General features: G+C 41.8%; 13 protein-coding genes. 10 read left to right on the top strand and 3 right to left on the bottom strand.

The window, feature by feature from the left end:
• Positions 1-15 precede the first annotated feature (15 nt).
• Positions 16-594, bottom strand: coding sequence for a thiol peroxidase (gene tpx / locus HMPREF1212_RS14275; RefSeq protein WP_082099887.1), 579 nt, complete (start codon positions 592-594; stop codon positions 16-18).
• A 329-nt stretch (positions 595-923) separates the two neighbouring features.
• On the opposite strand from tpx, the gene HMPREF1212_RS14270 reads away from it, so the two are divergent.
• From HMPREF1212_RS14270 to HMPREF1212_RS14260, 3 genes are all read left to right on the top strand, one after another.
• Positions 924-3,191 carry a bifunctional alpha,alpha-trehalose-phosphate synthase (UDP-forming)/trehalose-phosphatase gene (locus HMPREF1212_RS14270; protein ID WP_046150404.1) on the top strand — a complete coding sequence of 756 codons (2,268 nt, stop codon included), beginning with the start codon at positions 924-926 and terminating at the stop codon, positions 3,189-3,191.
• Complete coding sequence (locus tag HMPREF1212_RS14265; RefSeq protein WP_046149810.1) at positions 3,188-4,978, top strand: glycoside hydrolase family 15 protein; 1,791 nt, start codon at positions 3,188-3,190, stop codon at positions 4,976-4,978. Before HMPREF1212_RS14270 ends, HMPREF1212_RS14265 begins: the two co-directional genes overlap by 4 nt.
• A 292-nt stretch (positions 4,979-5,270) precedes the next feature.
• The gene (locus tag HMPREF1212_RS14260) at positions 5,271-6,887 is read left to right on the top strand and encodes an ABC-F family ATP-binding cassette domain-containing protein (RefSeq protein WP_046149809.1); all 1,617 of its coding nucleotides are present in this window, start codon (positions 5,271-5,273) and stop codon (positions 6,885-6,887) included.
• Positions 6,888-6,964: 77 nt separating this feature from the next.
• Here the strand turns inward: HMPREF1212_RS14260 and HMPREF1212_RS14255 are convergent, their stop codons facing one another.
• Entirely contained in the window at positions 6,965-7,960 is a 996-nt protein-coding gene (locus HMPREF1212_RS14255) for a gliding motility lipoprotein GldB (protein WP_046149808.1), read from the bottom strand.
• 207 nt (positions 7,961-8,167) lie between these two features.
• Here HMPREF1212_RS14255 and HMPREF1212_RS14250 point away from each other — a divergent pair, with 207 nt between their 5' ends.
• Positions 8,168-9,490 carry an MATE family efflux transporter gene (locus HMPREF1212_RS14250; protein ID WP_046149807.1) on the top strand — a complete coding sequence of 441 codons (1,323 nt, stop codon included), beginning with the start codon at positions 8,168-8,170 and terminating at the stop codon, positions 9,488-9,490.
• A gap of 5 nt (positions 9,491-9,495) precedes the next feature.
• Here HMPREF1212_RS14250 and HMPREF1212_RS14245 read toward each other — a convergent pair whose 3' ends face one another.
• Positions 9,496-10,620: a DNA polymerase III subunit gene (locus HMPREF1212_RS14245; RefSeq protein WP_046149806.1), complete on the bottom strand. Its 1,125-nt coding sequence runs from the start codon at positions 10,618-10,620 to the stop codon at positions 9,496-9,498.
• A gap of 950 nt (positions 10,621-11,570) precedes the next feature.
• Between HMPREF1212_RS14245 and HMPREF1212_RS14240 the strand changes: the two genes are divergently transcribed.
• The 6 genes from HMPREF1212_RS14240 to HMPREF1212_RS14215 all read left to right on the top strand — a co-directional run bounded on the left by HMPREF1212_RS14240 (position 11,571) and on the right by HMPREF1212_RS14215 (position 22,589).
• The gene (locus HMPREF1212_RS14240) at positions 11,571-12,413 is read left to right on the top strand and encodes a metallophosphoesterase (protein WP_232430102.1); all 843 of its coding nucleotides are present in this window, start codon (positions 11,571-11,573) and stop codon (positions 12,411-12,413) included.
• 30 nt (positions 12,414-12,443) lie between these two features.
• Entirely contained in the window at positions 12,444-13,016 is a 573-nt protein-coding gene (locus HMPREF1212_RS14235; protein ID WP_046149804.1) for an RNA polymerase sigma-70 factor, read from the top strand.
• A 55-nt stretch (positions 13,017-13,071) separates the two neighbouring features.
• Entirely contained in the window at positions 13,072-13,998 is a 927-nt protein-coding gene (locus HMPREF1212_RS14230) for a FecR family protein (protein WP_052725004.1), read from the top strand.
• Positions 13,999-14,388: 390 nt separating this feature from the next.
• Complete coding sequence (locus HMPREF1212_RS14225) at positions 14,389-17,781, top strand: TonB-dependent receptor (protein WP_046149803.1); 3,393 nt, start codon at positions 14,389-14,391, stop codon at positions 17,779-17,781.
• A gap of 30 nt (positions 17,782-17,811) precedes the next feature.
• On the top strand, positions 17,812-19,281 hold the full coding sequence (locus HMPREF1212_RS14220) for a RagB/SusD family nutrient uptake outer membrane protein (protein ID WP_046149802.1): 1,470 nt from the start codon (positions 17,812-17,814) through the stop codon (positions 19,279-19,281).
• 68 nt (positions 19,282-19,349) lie between these two features.
• A complete protein-coding gene (locus HMPREF1212_RS14215) occupies positions 19,350-22,589 on the top strand; it encodes a glycosyl hydrolase (RefSeq protein WP_046149801.1) in 3,240 nt (1,079 codons plus the stop codon).
• Positions 22,590-22,630: the final 41 nt, after the last annotated feature.

Below are 22,630 nucleotides of genomic sequence, written 5' to 3'. Positions count from 1 at the left end.
GCATGACTCTTTTGTTTACTTCGCCTTCTTCGCTGCTGCTATAGCCGCTTTATAATCCGGTTCCTGTCCGATCTCTTTTACATACTGTACATAAGATATTTTGCCGTCTTTACCGACCACAACCACACCACGGGCAAGCAATTTATTTTCCTTCATAAGAAAACCGTAATTCATACCGAACTCGCTTTCCTTGTAATCCGACAGCGTATAAATACGGTCGATACCTTCCGCAGCACAGAAACGTTCCAGGGCAAACGGTAAATCTTTCGACAGGGTGAGTACAACCACATCCTCTCCTAAACCGGAAGCCTCTTCGTTAAACTTCCTCGTCTGGGCGGCACAAACCTTTGTATCGACCGACGGGAATACGGACAGTATAACAACTTTCCCTTTGAAGTCGGATAACTTTACTTCTTTCATCTTCCCGTCTATCCCTGTAAAATCAGGAGCTGCTTCACCTACATAAGCCTTTGTGCCTAATAAGGTGACAGGTTTACCTCGCATGGTTATCTTCTCGGAATTGCTGTCCGGTGATTGTGCCGATAAAATACCGGAACAAAGCAACAGGCACAACAGAATGTATAATCTACTCATAATTACCTTTTTCTTTTTGTTATGTTCTTATTGTATGTTTACAAATTTATAATAATAACGGGAAACGGATCTGATTTCTCCATTCATTTTATCTATTGGCTCATCGATAGATATTATCAGCAAAGTAATTGCATTCATATGTTTTCGGTCACAATCCTTAATGATACACACGAATATTCTTAATCCCCCCTTTCAAAATGAAAAAGACAACTCCATTTTGAAAGGGAAACCAATCTGTATATGTCGTGTTGTATTCTTGTTGTATGCTGATTATCAAGTTGTATAAACAGAACAAGTTCTTCTGGCATACCCTTTGCCCTGTAATCTGTATGAAACTCTATATAATATCAAACAGATTACCGGTTAAAGTAACCAATCAGAATGGAACCTTCGCATTATCCCGGAGCGAAGGCGGATTGGCAACCGGTTTGGATTCTCTTCAGACTTCCTGTGAGAAACATTGGATAGGATGGCCGGGAATATGTGTGGACAAACCGGAGGAAAAGCAGGAGATTAGTGCTAAACTGGAAGAAATGAACTTTCACCCGGTCTTTTTATCCGGTTCGCATATCGAGAAGTATTATGAAGGATATAGCAATAGTACGATCTGGCCTTTGTGCCATTATTTCTTCGTATATACCCTTTATAAGAATAGTTTCTGGCAATCCTATCAGGAGGTTAATCAGCTTTTTTGTGATGAGATATGCCGTTGGGTAAAGCCCGGTGACAAGGTATGGATACAGGATTATCAGTTGATGCTGCTTCCTGCGATGTTGCGGAAGGCTTGTCCGGAACTAAATATCGGCTATTTCCACCATATTCCTTTTCCTTCCTATGAGTTATTCCGTATTTTGCCGGAACGGGCGGAGATATTAAACGGATTGCTGGGTGCGGATTTTATCGCTTTCCATACACATGACTATATGCGGCATTTTATCAGTGCCGTGGAACGCGTACTTCGTATCGACTTCAAACTGGATGAAATACAGTTGGGTAACCGTATTGTCCGGGTGGATGCATTGCCGATGGGCATTAATTATGAACTGTACCATGAAGCTTTCCGTAAGCCGGAAGTCAGGTCGGCTATCGACCGTACCCGTAAACAGTTCGGGAATAATAAACTGATCTTGTCTGTCGACCGGCTGGATTACAGCAAAGGTATCTTACACCGGTTATGGGGATTTTCCTCTTTTCTCAAAAAGCATCCCGAGTATCACGGAAAAGTGACCCTGGCGATGGTCATCGTCCCGTCCCGCGACCATGTAGGAAGTTATGCGACACTGAAGACGAAAATAGATGAGGAGATCGGTTCGATCAACGGACGTTATTCGACGATGGACTGGACGCCCGTTTGTTATTTTTATCATAGTTTCTCACTGGAAGAACTGACAGCAATGTATTATGTAGCCGATGTGGCACTGGTTACTCCTTTGCGTGACGGTATGAACCTGGTGGCTAAGGAATATGTGGCAACGAAATCTGATACCACCGGTGTCCTGATATTAAGTGAAATGGCGGGTGCCGCAGTAGAAATGACGGATGCATTGCTGATCAACCCCAATGATGCCGAACAGATAGATGAAGCTATTTGCCGGGCATTGGAAATGCCGGAAGATGAACAGAGAATGCGTTTGCAACGTATGCAGGAGATTATTTCGGTACAGACGGTAAACAAATGGGCGGGAGATTTTGTAAACGAATTGAACGACACCGGATTGAAAAACCAACAGCTTCGCCGCAAACTCATATCTGCCCGAACGGTGGAGACGATCCGCAGGGCTTATCGTGAAACCCGCGAACGTTTACTCCTTTTCGATTATGACGGTACGTTGGCAGCTCTTGAAGCTCGTCCCGAAGAGGCCTGTCCTACTGGGGAACTGCTTGCATTCTTAAAAGATCTCTCGGATGATCCGGCCAACCATATTGTCATCAATAGCGGACGGGATCATCTCACTTTGGATAAATGGCTGGGAAGTTTGCCTGTTTCTTTCGCCGCTGAACATGGTGCATTCTATAAAGAGGATGGGATGTGGCATAAGAACATAAGGAAAAAGGAAGTCTGGGATGACGGTTTATTGTCTGTCTTGCACAAGTTTGTGGAAAAGACTCCCCGTGCCCGTCTGGAAATAAAAGAAACTGCTTTGGCATGGCATTACCGGGAATGCGATGTTTGGCTCGGTTCGTTGCGGGCGCAGCAGTTGGTCAATGCTTTGGTTTCCATCTGCATGCCTCTCCATCTGCAAATTATGCAGGGAGATAAAGTCGTAGAGATCAAATCTCCTGATTATAATAAAGGTTCTGAAGTAAACCGGCTGATGCGGCAACGGCATTATGATTTCATACTGGCGATCGGGGATGATACGACGGATGAGGATATGTTTCGTGCCTTGCCGGGTAATTCGGTAACAATCAAGGTCGGTAATGTGTCGGATGTAGCGAATTACAATCTGACTTCGCAGGCGGAGGTCTTACCGTTTCTGCAAAGTATTATCGACCGCCATGTGGTAGAGAAGAAGAAAAATGTAAAAGACCGTATCAAATCGGCTTTTGGCTTTTTCAAAGGATTACTGAGTAATAATATAAAACAATCGATATGAATAATCTGAATTATGGAGTTATAGGTAATTGCCGTACGGCAGCTCTTATCTCGGAAACGGGAAACATCGAATGGTTGTGTTTGCCTGATTTTGACTCCCCGTCTGTTTTTGCCTCTCTGCTCGACAGGGAGAAAGGTGGAAACTTCGGGTTTGAAGTGGATAAAAGTTATCAGATATCACAATCGTACATGCCTCATACCAATATCCTGCAAACCCGTTTTTATTCCGAAACGGATGAGTTTGTGGTCTTGGATTTTATGCCTTGTTACCGTTCGAGAGACAATGAACATTATCTTCCGGCAGAACTTTACCGGTATATCCATCCGGTAAAAGGCGCTCCCCGTTTTAAGGTGGATTACAATCCGGCCCCGAACTATGCCCGGGGAAAGGTCGTTTATAACATGACTTCGCAATATCTTGAAACCTATTGTTGTTTTGAAAACAAAGACCGTCAATATTTGTATTCTTCCATACCCTTAATGCATATTGTCGAGCAGAAGGAGATCGTCCTTGAAAAGGATGAATTCTTCCTTCTTTCTTATAATGAAAAGGTGATACCGATCGATATCGAACGGGAAAAACTGGAATATTGCCGTACGCTTGTTTATTGGTTGAACTGGACGAACCGGACAAAGAAATATACCTTATATAACGAAGTCATCGAACGCAGTCTGTTGATACTGAAGTTGATGTCGTACTATAACGGAGCTGTTCTGGCAGCTCTTACCACCAGTCTTCCGGAAACGATCGGGGACGTGCGTAACTGGGATTACCGCTTCTGCTGGCTGAGGGATGCATCCATGTCAATCGAAACCTTATTCCAAATCGGCCATGCAGGGGCGGCTAAACGTTTTATGCGTTTCATACAATCTACCTTTGTTGCCCGTCATGAGTCCTATCAGATTATGTATGGCATCCGGGGAGAACGGTTATTGACAGAGACAATCTTATCCCATCTGTCCGGCTATAAAAACTCCGGGCCGGTAAGGATCGGCAACGACGCTTACCATCAACGGCAGAATGATTCGTTCGGTTACCTGATGGATCTGATCTACCAGTATTATCGTTTGATGCCCGGAACGTTGGATGAAATAGAAGATATGTGGGAAATGGTGAAAAGCATCCTTTCTATGGTGACGGACGATTGGAGGAAGCCGGATAAAGGTATCTGGGAGATCAGAGGGGAGAGCCGTCACTTCGTATCCTCGAAGGTGATGTGCTGGGTGGCTTTGGATCGTGGAGTCCGGATTGCTTCTTTATTGGATAAACCCGGTTATTGCGAACTCTGGCAAAAGGAAGCGGATGAAATACGGAAAGACGTGTTTGAACAGGGTTGGAAAGAGGAGATACAGAGTTTCTCCCAGACGTATGATAACCTGGCATTGGATTCGTCTCTGTTATTGATGGAGCCTTACGGGTTTATTCAGGCGGATGATGTACGGTATATTAAGACTGTTGATGCCGTGAAAAAGGCTCTTTTCCATAAAGGACTGATGTATCGCTATAATAGTGCGGATGATTTCGGTATGCCTTCCTCTGCTTTTACGATCTGTACGTTCTGGCTGATACAAGCCTTGTTTGTTACCGGACGGAAAGATGAGGCCAGGCTTTTGTTTGATGAGATACTGAAATATTCGAACCATTTGGGATTGTTCAGTGAAGATATCGACTTCGATACAAAAGAACAATTGGGGAATTTCCCGCAGGCTTATTCTCATCTGGCATTGGTGAAAACAGCCATTTTATTTGCTGAAGAAGATAAGCGGTTACCGTTTTTCCGTCCCTGACAGACTAATAAAGGGGAGGGTGGGAGGCAAACATAGTTTTAGATTGAATTTGCATAATATTTGGATATATACAAAAAGTATTCTTATCTTTGCCGCATAATTTTATAAATACTCCGATGAAAATATCTTAAGTAAAGCCGGTTTACATACTAATTAAGAGGTGCCTTAAAATGGTTTCACCCCCATTGTTTATATTACCTTTTCCTTATATACCTTCCCGGCTATCTGAGTGCCACTCTCAGGCACGTTTTTAATCCACTTTAGTTTCTAACATTTTTAAAGCAATTAGTCTATGTGCATATCAGTACAGCAGCTTAGCTATATCCATGCGGATAAAGAACCACTGTTTCAGAATATTAATTTGACGGTAAATAAAGGGGAACAAGTCTCATTGGTCGGAAATAACGGTTCCGGTAAATCTACTTTGCTACGTATTATTGAAGGAGGTTTGAAACCTGTTTCGGGCGAGGTCGTTTGTTCTTCCCAACCTTATTATGTGCCCCAGCATTTCGGGCAATACGATCAGTTGACGGTTATGCAGGCCTTACAGGTAGAGTCTAAAATTAAAGCCTTACAGGCCATTATTGCCGGGGATGCATCTGTCGGAAATTTTACCGCTCTGGATGATGACTGGAATATCGAGGAACGTTGTCTGGCGGCTCTTTCCTTTTGGGGATTGCAGCATATCCGGTTGGATCAGCCCATGTGTACGCTTAGCGGCGGTGAAAAGACAAAAGTATTTCTGTCCGGCCTGCAAATCCATTCTCCGGAAATTATCCTGATGGATGAACCGACCAACCATCTGGATACCGGAAGCAGAAATAAGTTATACGGTTTCATTGAGTCGAGCCGTGCCACAATGCTTATCGTGAGCCACGACAGGACTTTATTGAACCTGCTGCCTTATACCTGCGAACTGGACAGAAGCACCATTTCGCTCTATGGCGGTAATTATGAATTCTACAAGGAACAGAAGGAACAAGCCCTGGCTGCCTTGCAAAATCAATTAAGTGAAAAAGAAAAAGAGTTGCGTCTGGCAAAGAAGATAGCCAGGGAAGCACTCGAGAGAAAGAATAAATCGAGTTCAAGGGGAGAGAAAAACGCTGTAAAAAAAGGCATTCCCCGGATAATGATGGGGGCCATGAAGGAGGGCGCAGAGAATAGTACCGTTAAATTAAAGAACGTACACGATGATAAAATGAGTGCGATCAGCTCTTCCATTGCGGATATACAGACTGCTTTGCCCAATATGCGGCAGATGAAAACGGATTTTAATTCACCGGATCTTCATATAGGAAAGATATTGGTAACGGCCAAAGACGTGAACTTTGGATATGGCGAAAGCCGTTTGTGGCAAGATCCGTTGAACCTGCAAATAAAAAGCGGCGACCGTATCCGGTTCAGCGGAAATAACGGTGCGGGAAAGACAACCTTACTGAAATTGCTCCTGGGAGAACTGGAACCAACGGAAGGAACTATTACCCGTGCAGAGTTTAAATATATCTATATCGACCAAGAATATTCGATCGTGCAACCTCATCTTACGGTTTTTGAGCAGTTGGAGCAATTTAACCTGTTTGCCAAACCGGAACATGAGTTAAAAATGATACTGAGCCGTTTTCTTTTCCCGGTCGGTACCTGGGATAAAAGCTGTTCAAAACTAAGCGGGGGAGAGAAGATGCGCCTGGCGATCTGTTGCCTGATGGTTAGCAATAGTACACCCGATTTGTTTATTTTGGATGAACCGACGAACAATTTGGATATACAGAGTGTTAATATAATAACAGCAGCAATAAAGGACTATAATGGTACGGTGCTGCTGGTATCTCACGATCTTTATTTTGTGAAAGAAATAAAAATAAACAGGGTAGTTGAACTTTTTTCTTCAAGTCCTGTTATTAAGATATAGTGTTTTTCATGGTATTAGAATTAAGTTAGATTAGGTTATCCGTCTTGTTCGTGAGAATAGGGCGGTTTTTTTATGTCCTATGGTTTGTACTTCGATAATGTCAGAATCTCCTGCGGATTGTTGTTGCTCATCAGTGCTTCGGGAGTCGCATTTGTTTCATTCATATATTGAGTGATGATCTGCAAGCCGATCCAGCTTCCGATATTTCCGGGAGCATCACTGGTCAGGAAATGAGCGGGCATATCTTCGAAATACTTCATGGTCGTCATTTGATCGGGGGTATATAAATGTTTACGCTCTACGATCGCTTTCCATAAGTTCGCTTCATTATTCTTACACCATTCCCATGATTGGTCAGTATAACCGAACAGGTTGGCCGGCGTCATTTCGGGCAAAGCCAGCAGAACCAGATATTTTATCTTTCCTTCGTAAATCATCCGGTCGAGCAGTACATTCTCTTTTCCGTCGAACGGATATTCGGACATCAACCAGCCTGCAACATAATCGGGCACTACATGCGAGGGTTGCATTTTACTGCGTTGATAGTCATAAAAGAAGTCCTGATATAAAGGATAATCTTCTCCCATATATTTGTCGATGGACAGTGATAATAAACTGTCACCCACCAATACATTCTGGTTGAAACCGGAGACGTGCATATATAAAGCCGGTATTTGCATAGCCGGGAAGTTTTCGTGTATCCAGGCAAAGGCATTACCCAGGGATTGTTCCAGCCCTGCTACGGAGTCGTACTTTTGGATGGCATCGCCGTACAGCTTCTTCAAGGTTGGTTCCGAATAAAAGTTTTCGAGTTTGGCAAAGAATCCCGGAAGATCCGGCGACTGCATGTTGAGGATGCCTTTACCCAGTATCTCGGTCATTTGCGGATATTTGGCTAATAACTGCTGATTAAGGGTTGTGTCGTCCGAATTGATCAATTGGAACAATTCTTTGTCGAACCGGTTGATTGGCATCGGTACGGCAGAGGTAATGCTGTTGGCATTTGTATTTTGTCCGTTGCAACTGCAAAAGCAAACGGTCATGAGGAATGTCAGGAATATTTTGAGGCTCATCGTTTATATCTTTATGTTATGTATCTTCTTCTTTCCTTGTCATTTTAATACGTTAAAAAATATTACTCGTGATACTAATTCCAAATAGTCGCCATAGTAATCTGATTTATCCGCTATAGTATGACAAATTGATAAACGGATATTTATACGTTATATTGTATGGAAAGTATCTTATTACTACCTTTGCAGCCCTTTTGAATATCCAATATGCAATTTACGAATAAACAAATTTGGCAAATCACCTATCCTGTACTTATCAGCTTGCTGATGGAGCACATGATCGGGTTAACAGATACGGCTTACCTGGGACGGGTAGGAGAGGTGGAACTTGGTGCGTCGGCATTGGCCGGAGTCTATTATCTGGTTATTTATATGCTGGGGTTCGGCTTTAGTGTCGGGGCGCAGGTCTTGATGGCACGAAGGAACGGGGCACATGATTATACACGGATCGGCCCGGTATTTATGCAAGGTTCGCTTTTCCTGTTACTGCTTGCCGCTACTTTATTTACAGTATCCCATTTCTATTCTCCCGTTATCTTGCGGAAGCTGATCGGTTCGGATGACGTGTATCATGCGACGATGAGTTATATCGATTGGCGTGTTTACGGTTTCTTCTTCTCATTCGTGGCAGTGATGTTCAGGGCTTTCTATGTGGGTATAACCAAGACGAAGATACTGACAGCCAACTCTGTAGTAATGGTGCTGACGAATGTGATGCTGAATTATGTCCTGATATTCGGTAAATTCGGATTTCCGGCCTTAGGGATTGCCGGAGCAGCTATTGCTTCCTCTATCTCGGAAGCTGTATCGGTGCTGTTCTTTATTATTTATACATGGAAGAAAATCGATTATAAGAAATATGCCATGTTCAGTTTCACCGGGATCGATTTCCGGATGTTGAAACAGATATTAAATGTATCTATCTGGATTATGGTGCAGCATGGCATTGCATTTATCGGTTGGTTCATCTTCTTTGTCGTGATGGAACATCAGGGGGAACGGCCGTTGGCTATTACGAATGTGGTGCGTAGTATATCTTCTTTCCTGTTTATGTTTGTCAATGCGTTTGCTTCTACTTCAAGCTCGTTGGTCAGTAATTTGATCGGCCAGGGGAAATCTGATCAGGTGATGGGATTATGTGGACGTATGATACGGCTGTGTTATTTCTTTGTGTTGCCTATAAGTGCACTGCTCGCCTTATTCCCGGATCTGGTTTTAAGGATATATACGGATAATCCGGATTTGATACAGAGTTCTATCCCTTCTCTATGGGTGATGCTTTCTTCTTATCTACTGGCTGTTCCGGCTTTTATCTATTTCTTTAGTGTGTCGGGCACCGGAAATACACAATCGGCCTTGTTGATCGATATGGCAAGTATCTTCGTATATGTGGCTTATACCTATTTTATTGGAGTCTGGCTGATGGCTGATGTTGCCGTTTGCTGGACGACGGAATTTGCTTACAACGGGATGCTGCTGATCTCATTCTTCTATCTCTGGAAAGGGAATTGGCGGAATAAGAAGATATAAGGATATTATCTCTTTATCAACACCGTAAGCCTGAGAGACAGATCGAAGAATACCATTTTGGCATTTACGTTCTGTGTGATATGGCGTTCCGCTTTAGCCAGTTCTTCCATGATATCGAATACATTCCGTTCGTTCACGTAGGGGGCGAACTTGGTGGCGAATCCCGCTTCGTCCAGATTCATATAATTGAGGTCGGGTGACTGGAAGCGGTACATGAAATTCTCACGGATCAGATGTTGGCAATATTGCAGGAAGTTCTTCTGTCGTTCACGTCCGATGCTGGCGAGCACATCACCCATCGCTTTCATTCCTTTTACGTTGCGTGCCCATGAGTTACGCATCATTGTTTTGAACTGTTCCAGATAGAAACTGTTTTCTTCGCTCAGGCTGATTGCTTCGACAGCCTTCAGATAACTGCCATTAGCCAGGTGAGCTACATGTTTGGCATCGTCAGGAGCCAGTCCGAACTGTGTGACCATAGCAGCGGTGATCGCTTCCGGATGGATGGAACGGACATTGATCCGCTGTGCACGCGACAGGATCGTTCCCAATATCTGGTCGGGCAATTCGGATACCATCAGGATAACCGTATTCAAAGGCGGTTCTTCTATCACTTTTAATAACTTATTGGCACAGGTAGGATGTAACTTTTCCGGTAGCCAGACCAGCAGGATGCGGTAAGTAGCTTCGTATATCTTGAGGTTCAGTTTACGGATGATCTCGTCACTTTCCTTCGAATAGATCAACGCCTGCGAGTTACCAGCTTCGATATAATCCAGCCATCCGTCTATGTTGAAATAAGGGCGGCCTTTCAGAAAACCTCTCCATTCGGTCAGGTAATCGTCGCATACTTCCTTTTTCTTCTCTTTTTTTGCTACGATAGGGAATACGAAGTGTAAGTCGGGGTGAGCTAGTTCGTTATACTTCAAGCAGGAAGGACATTGCCCGCAGGCATCGTTCTCTGTGCGATGCGTACAATTCAGATAACGGGCATAAGCCAACGCCAAAGGAAAGGCACCTGCACCGCCCTGTTCCGTAAAGAGTTGAGCGTGAGGAACAACTCCTGTCTGAGCTGAGTGTATTAATTGTTTCTTAATCTCTTCCTGACCGATTATATCTTTGAAGTACATGAACGCTCCTTGTTAAGTTGATAGAACAAAGGTACGAATAATCGGGGAAATAAGAAATGCCGTTTTAATGTGTCGGTTGTATTTTACTAAATATACTTTTAGCTATAAAGAGTAATAGCAGGAAAGGATATACTGCCAAATCCATAGCAATGAATAATATGTATTTCATATCAGTCTTATTTTTAATTTTTATCTGTATGACAGAAATATTTTGAAAACCCCTATCATTATAACAGCTTTTTTTTATTTATGTTGAAAATGACACAAAGACATGTATAGTTAATAATACGTGATAAAATATGCTTGTATTCTCTTTTTTAGTGACGGGCAAAGGTATTAAAAAGCTGCATTCGGGTTTGATATTGTTACAAACATTAACGTTTGAACCTTCCACAGGCCTTGAAAAATTTCATTCGGGTGTTTTTTGAAAAAGGTCCGGAAGAAAATTTATAAAAGTCCGGACCTTTTTTGGCAAAAGACTGGACTTAACAAATGTAAATAAGGGGGCTTTTTTTCATGAAATAAGCACTTTTTGTAAGATAAGTATATGCCGTAGAGCATGTTTTTCTCTATATTGCTTGGATGGATAGCTGTTTTCAAGTAGTCTATATGAGCAATATATTTATGAAATGTAGATGATAAGATGGTAAATAAGCTGTTTTGTTGTTTTGTGGCTTGGATTTATTAGCTGATTGTTTCTTTTTGATAAATACAATGTCTTTGTGAGTGCTTTATTTATAACCGTTGTGTGTAACGGGGCAGAATAGAGTAATCTCCGGCAGGTAAATTATCAAAATGACAAATAGATAATAGTAAGCGATATTTTTTCTTTTTCTGAAAATAGTAATACATTTGTCAGAGTATAGAACCTGTTAATTACTCATTATATGAAAAATCTCAGATATCTAATAGTTCTCTTTGTTTTGTTAACCAGTTTTTCTGCAACACGTATGTTTAGTCAAGACACTTCTCCTCTGATCCGTTTTGGTCTGATTGCTGATATTCAGTATGGCGATTGTGATACGCATGGGGATCGCTATTACAGAAACTCTTTGGAGAAACTAACTTCCTGCATAGATAGTTTAAATGAAGAGAAAGTGCAGTTTACGATTAATCTGGGTGATATAGTAGACAGAAGCCCTGCTGACATAGATCCGGTGGTCGATTTGCTGAAGAAACTGGATGCTCCTGTTTATCATACGACGGGCAACCACGATTACAAAGGTTTTACAAATAATGGAGACCTGTTTAACAAGTTGGATATGCCCGCAGAGTATTATTCCTTTAAGAAAGGAGACTGGCTTTTTATTATGTTGAATACCAATGAAATCGCCTCTTATTCCAATATAAAAGGCACCTGGAAAGAGGCTGAACTGCCGGTTATGCTGGATCGTATTAAATCATCCAAACGTAATAATGACCAGGATTGGAACGGCGGTATCAGTAGCAAACAACTGCAATGGCTGAAAGACCAGTTGCAAGAGGCACAGAAAAACGGCATGAAAGTACTGGTGCTTTCGCATAATCCGATTTATCCTGCTACAGAATTTACCGCATTGAACGATCAGGAGATACTGGATACCATCGCCGATTTCTCCTGTGTGAAATGTGTGATCAGCGGTCATCATCATACCGGGGCTTTTGCCTATTATAAAAATATTCCCTGCATAACGACAGAAGGTATGATTGAAACAGAGTCTAAAAATGCTTTTGGTGTGGTGGATATTTATGAGAACGGACTTGTGCTGACCGGATACGGAAGGACGAAATCGTATACTATTCCATTGAAATAGGGAATATAAATAAATGATACTTACACGAGGATGGGTGCAATAAAAGCAGATAGAACGGATGAATTGTTCCGGCGAATTTCCTTTTCAGATGACGAGGAAGCTTTCCGGCTATTATTCTACGATTTTTTCTCTCCTTTATGTGTGTTTGCTTACCGGTATGTAGAAGATAAAGCAACCTGTGAAGATATTGTGCAGGATACCTTTTTTCGGATATGGAAGAATAGGAAGAGTCTGGATATACATGTTTCAGCCCGTAACTTTTTATTGACTACCGTGAGGAACAGTTGTCTGGATTGGTTGCGGAAACAGGCTGTCGAGAAGCGTTGGGAAGAGAAGTTCATGGAAGAGCCGGAAGAGGATACTTCCGATCTGTATACGACTGTGGAACTGGAATACCTTCTTAACCTGGCTTTAGATAAATTGCCGGAGCAGATATCTTCCACCTTCCGGAGTAATCGTTTTGACGGGAAAACATATACGGAGATAGCCGAAGAGAAAAATATTTCGGTAAAAACGGTTGAGTCCTATATGACCAAGGCTTTGAAGCATCTTCGGGTGGAGCTGAAGGATTATTTGCCTTTTTTTATCGGATTTCTTTATTGAGGCATAGGGTATATGGGTAGGTTGTTCGTCTATATAGTAAAAATAGAAGATAGTTATGAAAGAGCATGATACAGATATGAAATCTATCCTTGAACTTTCTGACAGACTGATGGCACAGAAAAAAATAAATGTGGATCGGAACTGGACAGAACTACATAAGCGTATCAGGAACGATCGCTGGAAAGTGCGTCTGGGGCAGTTCATACGAACTTCTGCTGCAATATTATTATTACCGCTGTTGATCCTTTCTGGTTACTTGTATTATCATTTAGAACAATGGAAATCTTTGCCGGTCGAACAAGTGGAACTGGTAGCAGCTTATGGAGTTGTCTCAAAGGTTGTTTTGTCCGACGGTTCGGAGGTTTGGCTAAATTCCGGTTCTAAACTAGTATATCCCAACCGGTTTGTTGGAAAACGTCAGGTTTACTTATCGGGAGAGGCTTATTTTAAAGTAGAATCGGACGCTTCCCATCGTTTTGATGTACAAACCTCGGATGGCGTAACCGTGAGTGCTTACGGAACGGAGTTTAATGTACAGGCTTATGATAAAGAACCGAATGTAACAGCTACTTTAGCCAAAGGACAAATCAGTGTCGAGCAGGAGGATTTGCAATTGAGTAAGCATTTGAAACCGGGTGAGCAGGCTGTATTTGCCAGAAACGAAAAAAATATCACCTTGCAAAAGGCTAATATATTAATGGAAACAGCCTGGAAAGACGGTAGGATCATGTTCCGCAGAACACCGATGGAAGATGTTGCCAAGCAACTTTCCCGTCATTTTAATGTGGATATTCAACTACAGGGAAAAGAAGTGTTCGGATATTCTTATTCGGCAACGTTTACTACGGAGACACTGGCTGAAATACTTTCTTTACTGGAAAAGAGTGCACCGATCCGTTGTGAGATCATAGAACCGGAGCAGCAGGGTGACTATGCCTTCTCGAAGAAAAAGGTACTTATTCATTCTTATTATCCAAAGTAAAATAACTGGAATTACTTTATTCAGTAAATTATTCGTGTGAAGTTTTTATTGATGGGATGTCTTGATTATTATAGATCGGATATCCTGTTCGGGGAATCTTGTGCTGTTCGGGCAGTTTAAAATAAAGCAAATATATTTTTTTGAAAAAAAGATTACTTTTTTCGTAGGGTATTCTTCCGGGCAGTTCGTCTATATATTGAGATATGGAAATAAATATTGTTTAATTGTTAACTTTAAAAGTATATGAGAAAAGGAGAAATATAGCCCAAAAAAGAACGGGAAAACGAAGCTGTTTTCCCGCCTGTGAGATAAACGTTCTTTGAACATCCAACCTTTCAAAGTCCGTTTTAAATTAAGTTTTTACACCTAATCATAATCTAGTGTGAATTTATGAAGAAAATATTAATTCCGAAAGAATTTAAGTCTTCTTGTGACTTATTACCAAAAATTCCCATGCGTATGCGGATCACTTCAATTTTGTTAGCCGGTTTTCTGTTTCAAGCCCATGCGGAAACACTTTATTCCCAGTCTGCCCGTGTCTCTTTGGAAATGCGCAATGCCACAGTGGAAGAAGTGCTTAATGAGATAGAAGCGAAATCAGATTACTATTTCTTATATAATAGTAAATTGATCAATGTAGATCGTAAAGTATCAGTGTCTGTAAATGAAAACAGTGTCGAATCTGTTTTACATAGGCTGTTCGATGGAACGGATATCGATTACAAAGTAAATGACAAGCAAATTGTGTTGAGCCTGAAAACATTGAAGATGAATTTACCAGGTATCGATCAACAGAAAAAGAATATAACAGGAACAGTTGTCGATGCAACCGGACTTCCTATTATCGGTGCTAATGTGATGATTAAAGGAACCACCAACGGTACGGTGACCGACGTAGAAGGCCGGTTCTCTCTGGAAACATCCGATGATGCTATCCTGGAAGTTTCTTATATCGGTTATACAAGCTACGAAGCTCTGGTTGGCAATAAGAGTTCTTTCACTATCACTTTAAAAGAAGATCTGAAGACTTTGGACGAAGTAGTAGTTGTTGCCTATGGTACGCAGAATAAACGAAGTGTAACAGGCTCTATGGAAACGGTAAAATTGGATGATCTTTCCGAGCTGCCTGTCGGTCAGTTCTCTCAGAAAATGCAAGGACAGGTTACTGGTGTTCAGATCAGCCAGGGTTCGGGACGACCGGGACAGGGTGTTAATGTACGTATCCGTGGTGCCGCTTCTATTTCTACTACATCTACTCCTCTTTATGTAGTCGATGGTTTCCCTATCGTCGGAGATATTAATAACATTAACCCGAATGAAATAGAGAGCATGACGGTCTTAAAGGATGCGGCCGCCACTTCTCTGTATGGGTCGAGAGCTGCCTTCGGTGTTATTCTGATTACAACCAAACGTGCAAAGGCCGGTGAAACCAAAGTAAGTGCAAACGCTTACATGGGTATTCAGCAGGTTCCTAAACATGGGCGTCCGGAACTGATGAATGGTACGGAATGGGCTCAGTTCAGGAAAGAACATTATGAAGATATGGGGATAGAAGTTCCTGATGCCTTTAAGAATCCGTCGCAATACGGCGAAGGTTACGATTGGTATGATGCGATGTTGCGCACTGCCATGATTGGCGATTATAGTGTTTCTGTCAATGCAAGCAAAGGTGATTTTACAAGTTCGATCGTTCTGGGTTATTTCAGACAGGAAGGTGTTGTAAATAATTCGGCCTATAACCGGTTTACCGCCCGTGCGAATAATGAATATAAATTCAATGATAAATTTAAGATTGCGTTTAATATCGCACCGAGTTTCAGCTTTGACGATGCTCCTCCTGCTGATGGATTTTTCGGAAGTGGTGGCGGATTGCTGGATAATGCCAGATTAACTCCTCCTATTCTTTCCTGGAAAGAGGCAGACGGTTCATTACCTGTTACGGTAACGACTCCGGGTGTAACCTCTTTTGAAACTCCGAACTGGATACGTTCTGCAAAAGACATAACGAACAGATCGCAGTGGAATCGCTTGCTGACCAATGGTTATCTGGAATATGAGCCGATCAGTGATTTGAAATTAAAAACAAGTATCAGTGTTGATTTGGGAAATAGCAATACTCATTATTTCCAGCCGTCTACTGCAGGCCGTGCTTTTGCTGCCGCCCCAAGTAAGATCAATGCTTATCTTTCGGACAAGACATTCCGCTATTGGTCGTGGCTGTCTGAAAATACAGTGTCGTATGCTAAACAGCTCGGTGAACATTCCTTCGATATTTTAGGTGGTTATACCGTTCAGCAATATCGTAGTGATTATTCTGAAATATCCGGCTCCAGTTTCCCGGACGACCGCATCCAGACGATCAATATGGCGCTTGTAAAGAATAATCCCTCTATGGATATCCAGGAATGGAGTATGATCTCTTATCTGGCTCGTTTGAACTATGATTATAAAGGACGTTATCTGCTGAATGCAAGTATCCGTCGTGATGGTTCTTCCCGTTTCGGTAAGAATACAAAATGGGGGAATTTCCCGTCGGTTTCTTTAGGATGGATCGCCAGTGAAGAAGAGTTTATGCAGAAGATCGAACCGATTTCTTTCCTGAAGGTTCGTGGAAGTTACGGATTGGTTGGTAATAATAATATCGGTAACTATACTCATTATAATGTCGTAAGCAGTGCTAATACGGTATTTGGTGAAACGTCTTCCAGCGGTACGGCCGTGACCCAACTGGGTAATGATAACCTGGGATGGGAAACGACTAAACAATTGGATTTAGGTGTTGATTTCGGCTTCCTTAATAACCGTATTAATTTTACATACGATTATTACAACAAGCGTACAACCGAATTGCTTTACAATCTGCCTATTCCTCAGGAGTCCGGATTCTCCAGTTTTACGGGTAATGTCGGTGAATTAAAATTCTGGGGACATGAATTTTCTCTGGATACAAAAAACCTCGTAGGCGAATTTAAATGGAATACGAATTTCAATATTGCATTCAGCGATAATAAAGTATTGTCTTTATCCGGAAACAGCGATCAGATCGTTGCTTATGCAGAACGTGTTTCTACAATTACAAAAGTAGGAGGTCGGATCGGACAGTTCTACGGGCCTATCCAGTTAGGTGTTTACGTCGATCAGCATGATTTCGATAATTCACCCAAGATGGTAGACTCGCAGGTGGGTACGATTAAATTTAAGGATATCAATGGGGATGGCCAGATTACATGGTCGGATGTCGATGGTGATAAAACGGAGATAGGAAACCCGTTCCCGAAATTTGTTTTCGGTTTCACCAATAATTTCTCTTATAAGAATTTTGATTTATCTATCGTGACATCCGGTACTTATGGTAATAAGGTTTGGGCGAATGAAGAAGGTATTGCGAATCTGGATGGTGTATTCAATGTATTGAAAGAGATTAAAGACAGATGGCGTTCTCCTGAAAATCCCGGAGCCGGGAAATATGGTAAAACAACAGGATCGACCGAACCTGACCGTTTGAACCATTCCAGAAGTGTATACAATGGTAGCCATTTAACAATCAACAATGTGACATTAGGCTATAATATACCTTGTGCGGGGATTAAAGGTATAAGTAATCTGAGAGTATATGGCAGTATCCAGAACCTGTATACATTTACAAAATATCCTTACGGAAACCCGGAAGCCGGTGTGGATCAAAACGGAAATGCGCCAAGTGCTTTGCTGCAAGGTATTGACTTCTCTACTTATCCCGTTCCCCGTACATTTACATTGGGTATAAGCTTAACGATCGATTGATAAATTATAAACGAATAAGTCTATTTTGTTATGAAAATATGTAAGTATATAACGTTTCTGGGAATTACTTTCTTACTAAGTAGTTGTACGAATGATTTTCTGGACATACCGTCGGAAACGACACTAAGCTCTGCTATCTATTATAAAAGTCAGAGTGACTTTGAACAGGCGATTAATGGTGCTTATGCTCCATTACGTGGGATGTATAGCGGAAATGAAGGGGCATGGGCTATGGGTGAGCTACGGTCTGATAATACGACCTATAAGTTTAATCCGAATGACCGTGGAACGACCCAGGCTGAATATATAAAGGATTTTATCGAACAGGCAGATAATAGAGTCCCTTTAAATAAATGGGCATCCAACTATTCGGTAATTTCCCGGGTAAATCATTTATTGGAACCGATCGATGGCATTGAGTTCGACGAAAGTGCAAAAAATAATATTAAAGGTCAGGCTTATTTCTTACGGGCTTTTGCTTACTTAGACCTGGTTCAGTATTTTGGTAGCGTGCCTTTGCATCTGACGCCGGTAAAGACTTTGGAAGAGACATCGTTACCTTTGTCTTCAGTGGAAGATGTTTATAACCAGATTATTTCGGATGCTCAACAAGCTGCAAATTTATTACCAGATAAAGCAAGTCAGGAAGGAGGACGTGCAACATCGGGAGCTGCTAAAATGCTGTTGGGAAATGTGTATATTAATTTGAAGAAATGGTCGGAAGCTGAAGCGATATTGAAAGAAGTGACCGGATATGAGCTTTTGTCGGATTATCATCAGGTTTATGAAACCTCCAATAAGAATCATAAAGAATCTATATTTGAGATTCAGTATAAGGAGGGAACGGAAGGTTATGCCAGCTTCTTTTTCTATACATTCTTGCCTCAACCTATCTCGGCAGAAGAAATTACAGCGATTACTGGTATAGCGGAATCCGCTCGTACGGTCGAAGGGTATAATATTCCGACACCGGATATTATCGCAGCTTATGAACCGGGTGATTTAAGAAAGGATGCATCTGTCGGTACGCTGATTGCTAATGGCGAGCCGTACCCTTATATTAAGAAATATTGCCATGCACATGCTTTATCTGGTAACACCAATGATAACTGGCCTGTATATCGTTATGCTGAAACACTGTTGTTTTTAGCTGAAGCGGCAAATGAACAGAATAAGACAGGTGAAGCATTGAATTATTTGAATCAGGTGAGACAACGTGCCGGCCTGGTAGATTGTACGGCATCCGGACAGAGTGCAATTCGTGAAGCTATTTTAAAAGAAAGACGTGTGGAGCTGGCTTTTGAAAATAAAAGATGGCTGGATTTGGTTCGCAGTGGTAATGCTGAGTCTGTGATGAAGGCTTATGGCCAACGTGTGAAAGCGAATCCTCAGGCTTATTATTTCCCGCAAGGTTATACGGTTTCTCCCGCAGCATATACTAATATTCCATTGCTATATGCTTTGCCTGCTGCAGAAGCTGCCTTAAGTCCTTATTTTTAAATAAGATCAAAGCTCTTTATCAGGTGTCAGATACCTGATAAAGAGCTTGCTAATTAATAAAGTGAACCATGAAAAGATATTTAAATATAATAGTTTTTGCATTATTGGCTATGTCCTGTTCCGGATCTAAAGTCAATAATTCAAAACTGGAATCAGAGTTTCTCTCTCCTCCTGAAAGTGTCCAGACAAGTGTGTATTGGTATTGGATGTGTGGCAATATATCCAAGGAAGGAGTTATAAAAGACTTGGAAGAAATGAAGCGTGTCGGCATTAACCGGGCGTTTATCGGACATAATTATTTTGATCCTTATGAAGGCGGACGAAATGTCCGGCTGATGAGTGACGAGTGGTGGGATATTTTGCATACGGCTTTGAAGAAGGCGGCAGAATTAAATATTGAAATAGGTCTGTTTAATTCTCCGGGATGGACACAGGCTGGCGGCCCCTGGATAAAACCAAGTGAGTCGATGCGTTATTTGACACATTCGGATCTGACAGTGAAAGGGCCACAGAAAGTGGTTGTTAAACTGGAGAAACCGAAAGCTGATTTTCAGGATGTGAAAGTGATCGCTTATCCATCGTCGGCGTCAAAGCAGATGGTTTTGAACTTATCTAATGCCCAGATATCTATTTCACCGACATTAAAACAAGTGGAAAAGATGTTTGACGGCGATCGTTTATCTGATGTGCGTCTTCCGCAGAATGTAGATTATAGTATCGATATAAAGACTCGGAAAGAGTTTACTGCTCGTAGTCTGACAATTTATCCTTCGCATTCGAATATTAATGCAACGATCGAATTACAGGCAAAAGAAGGAAATGTTTATCGTACGCTTTCCAGTTTTGTTATTGACTGGCATCATCTGGCCGTTATCGTCGGTTTTCAACCATTTGCCCCGATTGTTATGACGCTTGACGAAACGACTGCAAATGAGTTTCGTTTGTTGGTAAAGAACAGCCACCAGGAAGGAGGCATTGCGGAAGTAGAACTATCTTCTGTTCCCCGGATCGAGAATTATGCTGCAAAAACATTTGCTAAAATGTTCCAGGATCCTCTTCCTCAGTGGGATTATTATATGTGGCGTGACCAGCCTGAGATTTCAGATACCTCATTGAATATTGATCCTAAAGATGTTTTGGACATTTCTGCTTGTATGACAGCAGACGGAACATTGACATGGGAAGTACCTGAAGGAGAGTGGACGGTGTCGAGAACCGGAATGACTTCGACGACAGTCACCAACAATCCGGCCGGCCCGGATGGAACAGGCCTGGAAGTAGATAAGATTAATAAAAAGCATGTGGCCAGCCATTTTGATGCATTTATCGGGAAGATATTAAAACGTATTCCGGCTGAAGACCGCAAGACCTTTAAAGTCGTAGTGCAGGATAGTTATGAGTCCGGAGGTCAGAACTTTACGGATGGTTTCCTGGAAAGTTTTAAAGAACGTTACGGGTATGATGCACTGCCGTTCATACCGGCTTACTTTGGTCAGGTAGTTGGTAGCCAGTCCCAATCAGATAAGTTTTTATGGGATATGAGACGTCTGGTAGCTGATAAGATTGCTTATGAATATGTTGGAGGTTTCAGGGAACTTTCCCATCAGCACGGTCTGAGAACCTGGCTTGAAAACTATGGACATTGGGGATTTCCTGCGGAGTTTCTGATGTATGGCGGACAATCTGATGAAGTAGGAGGTGAGTATTGGTTACCTAATGTGGTTCCTTCCTGGGAGAATAATCTGGGAAATATTGAGAATCGTGCCGCTTCATCTTGTGCACATATTTATGGCAAGAACTTGGTCTCTGCCGAATCAAATACCAGTGGTGGCCCCGCTTTCTCGCGTGTACCCGCTGATGCAAAACAACGTACTGATAAATATTTTTCGGAAGGAATAAATAATACCTTATTGCATGTATTTATTCAGCAACCGGATTCTGATCGATATCCGGGGACAAATGCGTGGTTTGGTACTGAATTTTATCGGACAAACACTTGGTATTCTCACATTGATCTATTTATCGATTATGTCAAGCGTTGTAATTACATGCTTCGACAAGGGCTTAATATAGCGGATGTCGCTTATTTTATAGGTGAAGATGTTCCTAAGATGACAGGTATTCAGGATCCGGCTCTGCCCGTTGGGTATCAGTTCGATTATATCAATGCGGAAGTTTTGCTGCGTGATGCACAAGTGAAAGACGGTTTGATTACATTACCGCATGGAACGGCTTATCGTGTATTGGTTTTGCCCCGTATAAATACGATGCGTCCGGAAGTCCTGAATAAAATCAAACAATTGGTTATGGATGGAGCAATTGTTTTAGGTACGCCTCCGACGCATTCACCCAGTCTTCAGAATCAACCTCAGGCAGATGAGCAGGTAAAGGCGATGGCTATGGAGTTGTGGAAAGATGTCGACGGTAAAAATTCTACTTCGGCAAAAGTAGGAAAAGGTATGCTCTTTAACGGAGTAGGATTGGAAGAGGTTTTCTCAAAGATCGGATGTACAGAGGACTGTAAAATACCAGCAGGTGTACCTTTCCTTTTCGGACATCGTAAAATAGATAATACGGAAATCTATTTTATCTCCAATCAAAGTGAGTCTACACAAAAGGCTGCTCTTAAATTCCGGGTAAAAGGTTTGCGCCCTGAATTATTTGATCCTATAACAGGAAATATACGTGATCTGACCGAGTTTACTTCAGATGCAACAGGTACGACTGTGCCAGTTACATTACATGGATATGAAAGCGGTTTTATAGTATTCCGTGAGAAAGGTAACCCAACTCCCAGAACAAAGAATTTCCCTGATCCTGTAACATTCTCTGAACTGAAAGGTGGATGGGATATCACGTTCAATGGCAAATTATCCAATCCGGCTCCGATACGTCTGGAAGAACTTCAGGATTTATCAAAGTCAGCCAATGACAGTATCAAATATTTCTCCGGGAATATGCTTTATACGACTACTTTCAATTTTGACTGTCCTTTATCCAAAGGCGAAAAAGTTTATCTGGATCTTGGCGAAGTTAACAAATTGGCAAAAGTATGGATTAACGAACAATATGTGGGTGGAGCATGGACAATGCCGTATAGTGTGGATATATCTTCTGCGTTGAAACAGGGAAAGAATACACTTCGTATTGATGTGGTCAATACTTGGGTCAACCGTATGATAGGTGATAAGAACTTGCCGAAAGAACAACGGGAAACATGGGCTGGAATAAACGATTATCAACCTGATTCTCCTTTACAGAAAACGGGACTGATCGGGCCAGTGAAACTTGAAATAATAAAGTTCTAGTTGTTTAGATGTTACTTAGTTAATTAAAAAGGAAAGAAACT

It is taken from the genome of Parabacteroides sp. HGS0025 (assembly GCF_000969845.1).
Lineage (GTDB): Bacteria > Bacteroidota > Bacteroidia > Bacteroidales > Tannerellaceae > Parabacteroides > Parabacteroides gordonii.
This window is presented reverse-complemented; position numbering and strand designations above follow the sequence as displayed.

Bases quoted from the DNA above. Each gene is read 5' to 3' on its own strand.
- HMPREF1212_RS14235 (WP_046149804.1), top strand. From the start codon at position 12,444: ATGGGTGCAATAAAAGCAGATAGAACGGATGAATTGTTCCGGCGAATT.
- HMPREF1212_RS14260 (WP_046149809.1), top strand. From the start codon at position 5,271: ATGTGCATATCAGTACAGCAGCTTAGCTATATCCATGCGGATAAAGAA.
- HMPREF1212_RS14255 (WP_046149808.1), bottom strand. From the start codon at position 7,960: ATGAGCCTCAAAATATTCCTGACATTCCTCATGACCGTTTGCTTTTGC.
- HMPREF1212_RS14225 (WP_046149803.1), top strand. From the start codon at position 14,389: ATGAAGAAAATATTAATTCCGAAAGAATTTAAGTCTTCTTGTGACTTA.
- HMPREF1212_RS14230 (WP_052725004.1), top strand. From the start codon at position 13,072: ATGAAAGAGCATGATACAGATATGAAATCTATCCTTGAACTTTCTGAC.
- HMPREF1212_RS14270 (WP_046150404.1), top strand. From the start codon at position 924: ATGAAACTCTATATAATATCAAACAGATTACCGGTTAAAGTAACCAAT.
- HMPREF1212_RS14215 (WP_046149801.1), top strand. From the start codon at position 19,350: ATGAAAAGATATTTAAATATAATAGTTTTTGCATTATTGGCTATGTCC.
- HMPREF1212_RS14245 (WP_046149806.1), bottom strand. From the start codon at position 10,620: ATGTACTTCAAAGATATAATCGGTCAGGAAGAGATTAAGAAACAATTA.
- HMPREF1212_RS14250 (WP_046149807.1), top strand. From the start codon at position 8,168: ATGCAATTTACGAATAAACAAATTTGGCAAATCACCTATCCTGTACTT.
- HMPREF1212_RS14220 (WP_046149802.1), top strand. From the start codon at position 17,812: ATGAAAATATGTAAGTATATAACGTTTCTGGGAATTACTTTCTTACTA.
- HMPREF1212_RS14240 (WP_232430102.1), top strand. From the start codon at position 11,571: ATGTTTAGTCAAGACACTTCTCCTCTGATCCGTTTTGGTCTGATTGCT.
- tpx (WP_082099887.1), bottom strand. From the start codon at position 594: ATGAGTAGATTATACATTCTGTTGTGCCTGTTGCTTTGTTCCGGTATT.
- HMPREF1212_RS14265 (WP_046149810.1), top strand. From the start codon at position 3,188: ATGAATAATCTGAATTATGGAGTTATAGGTAATTGCCGTACGGCAGCT.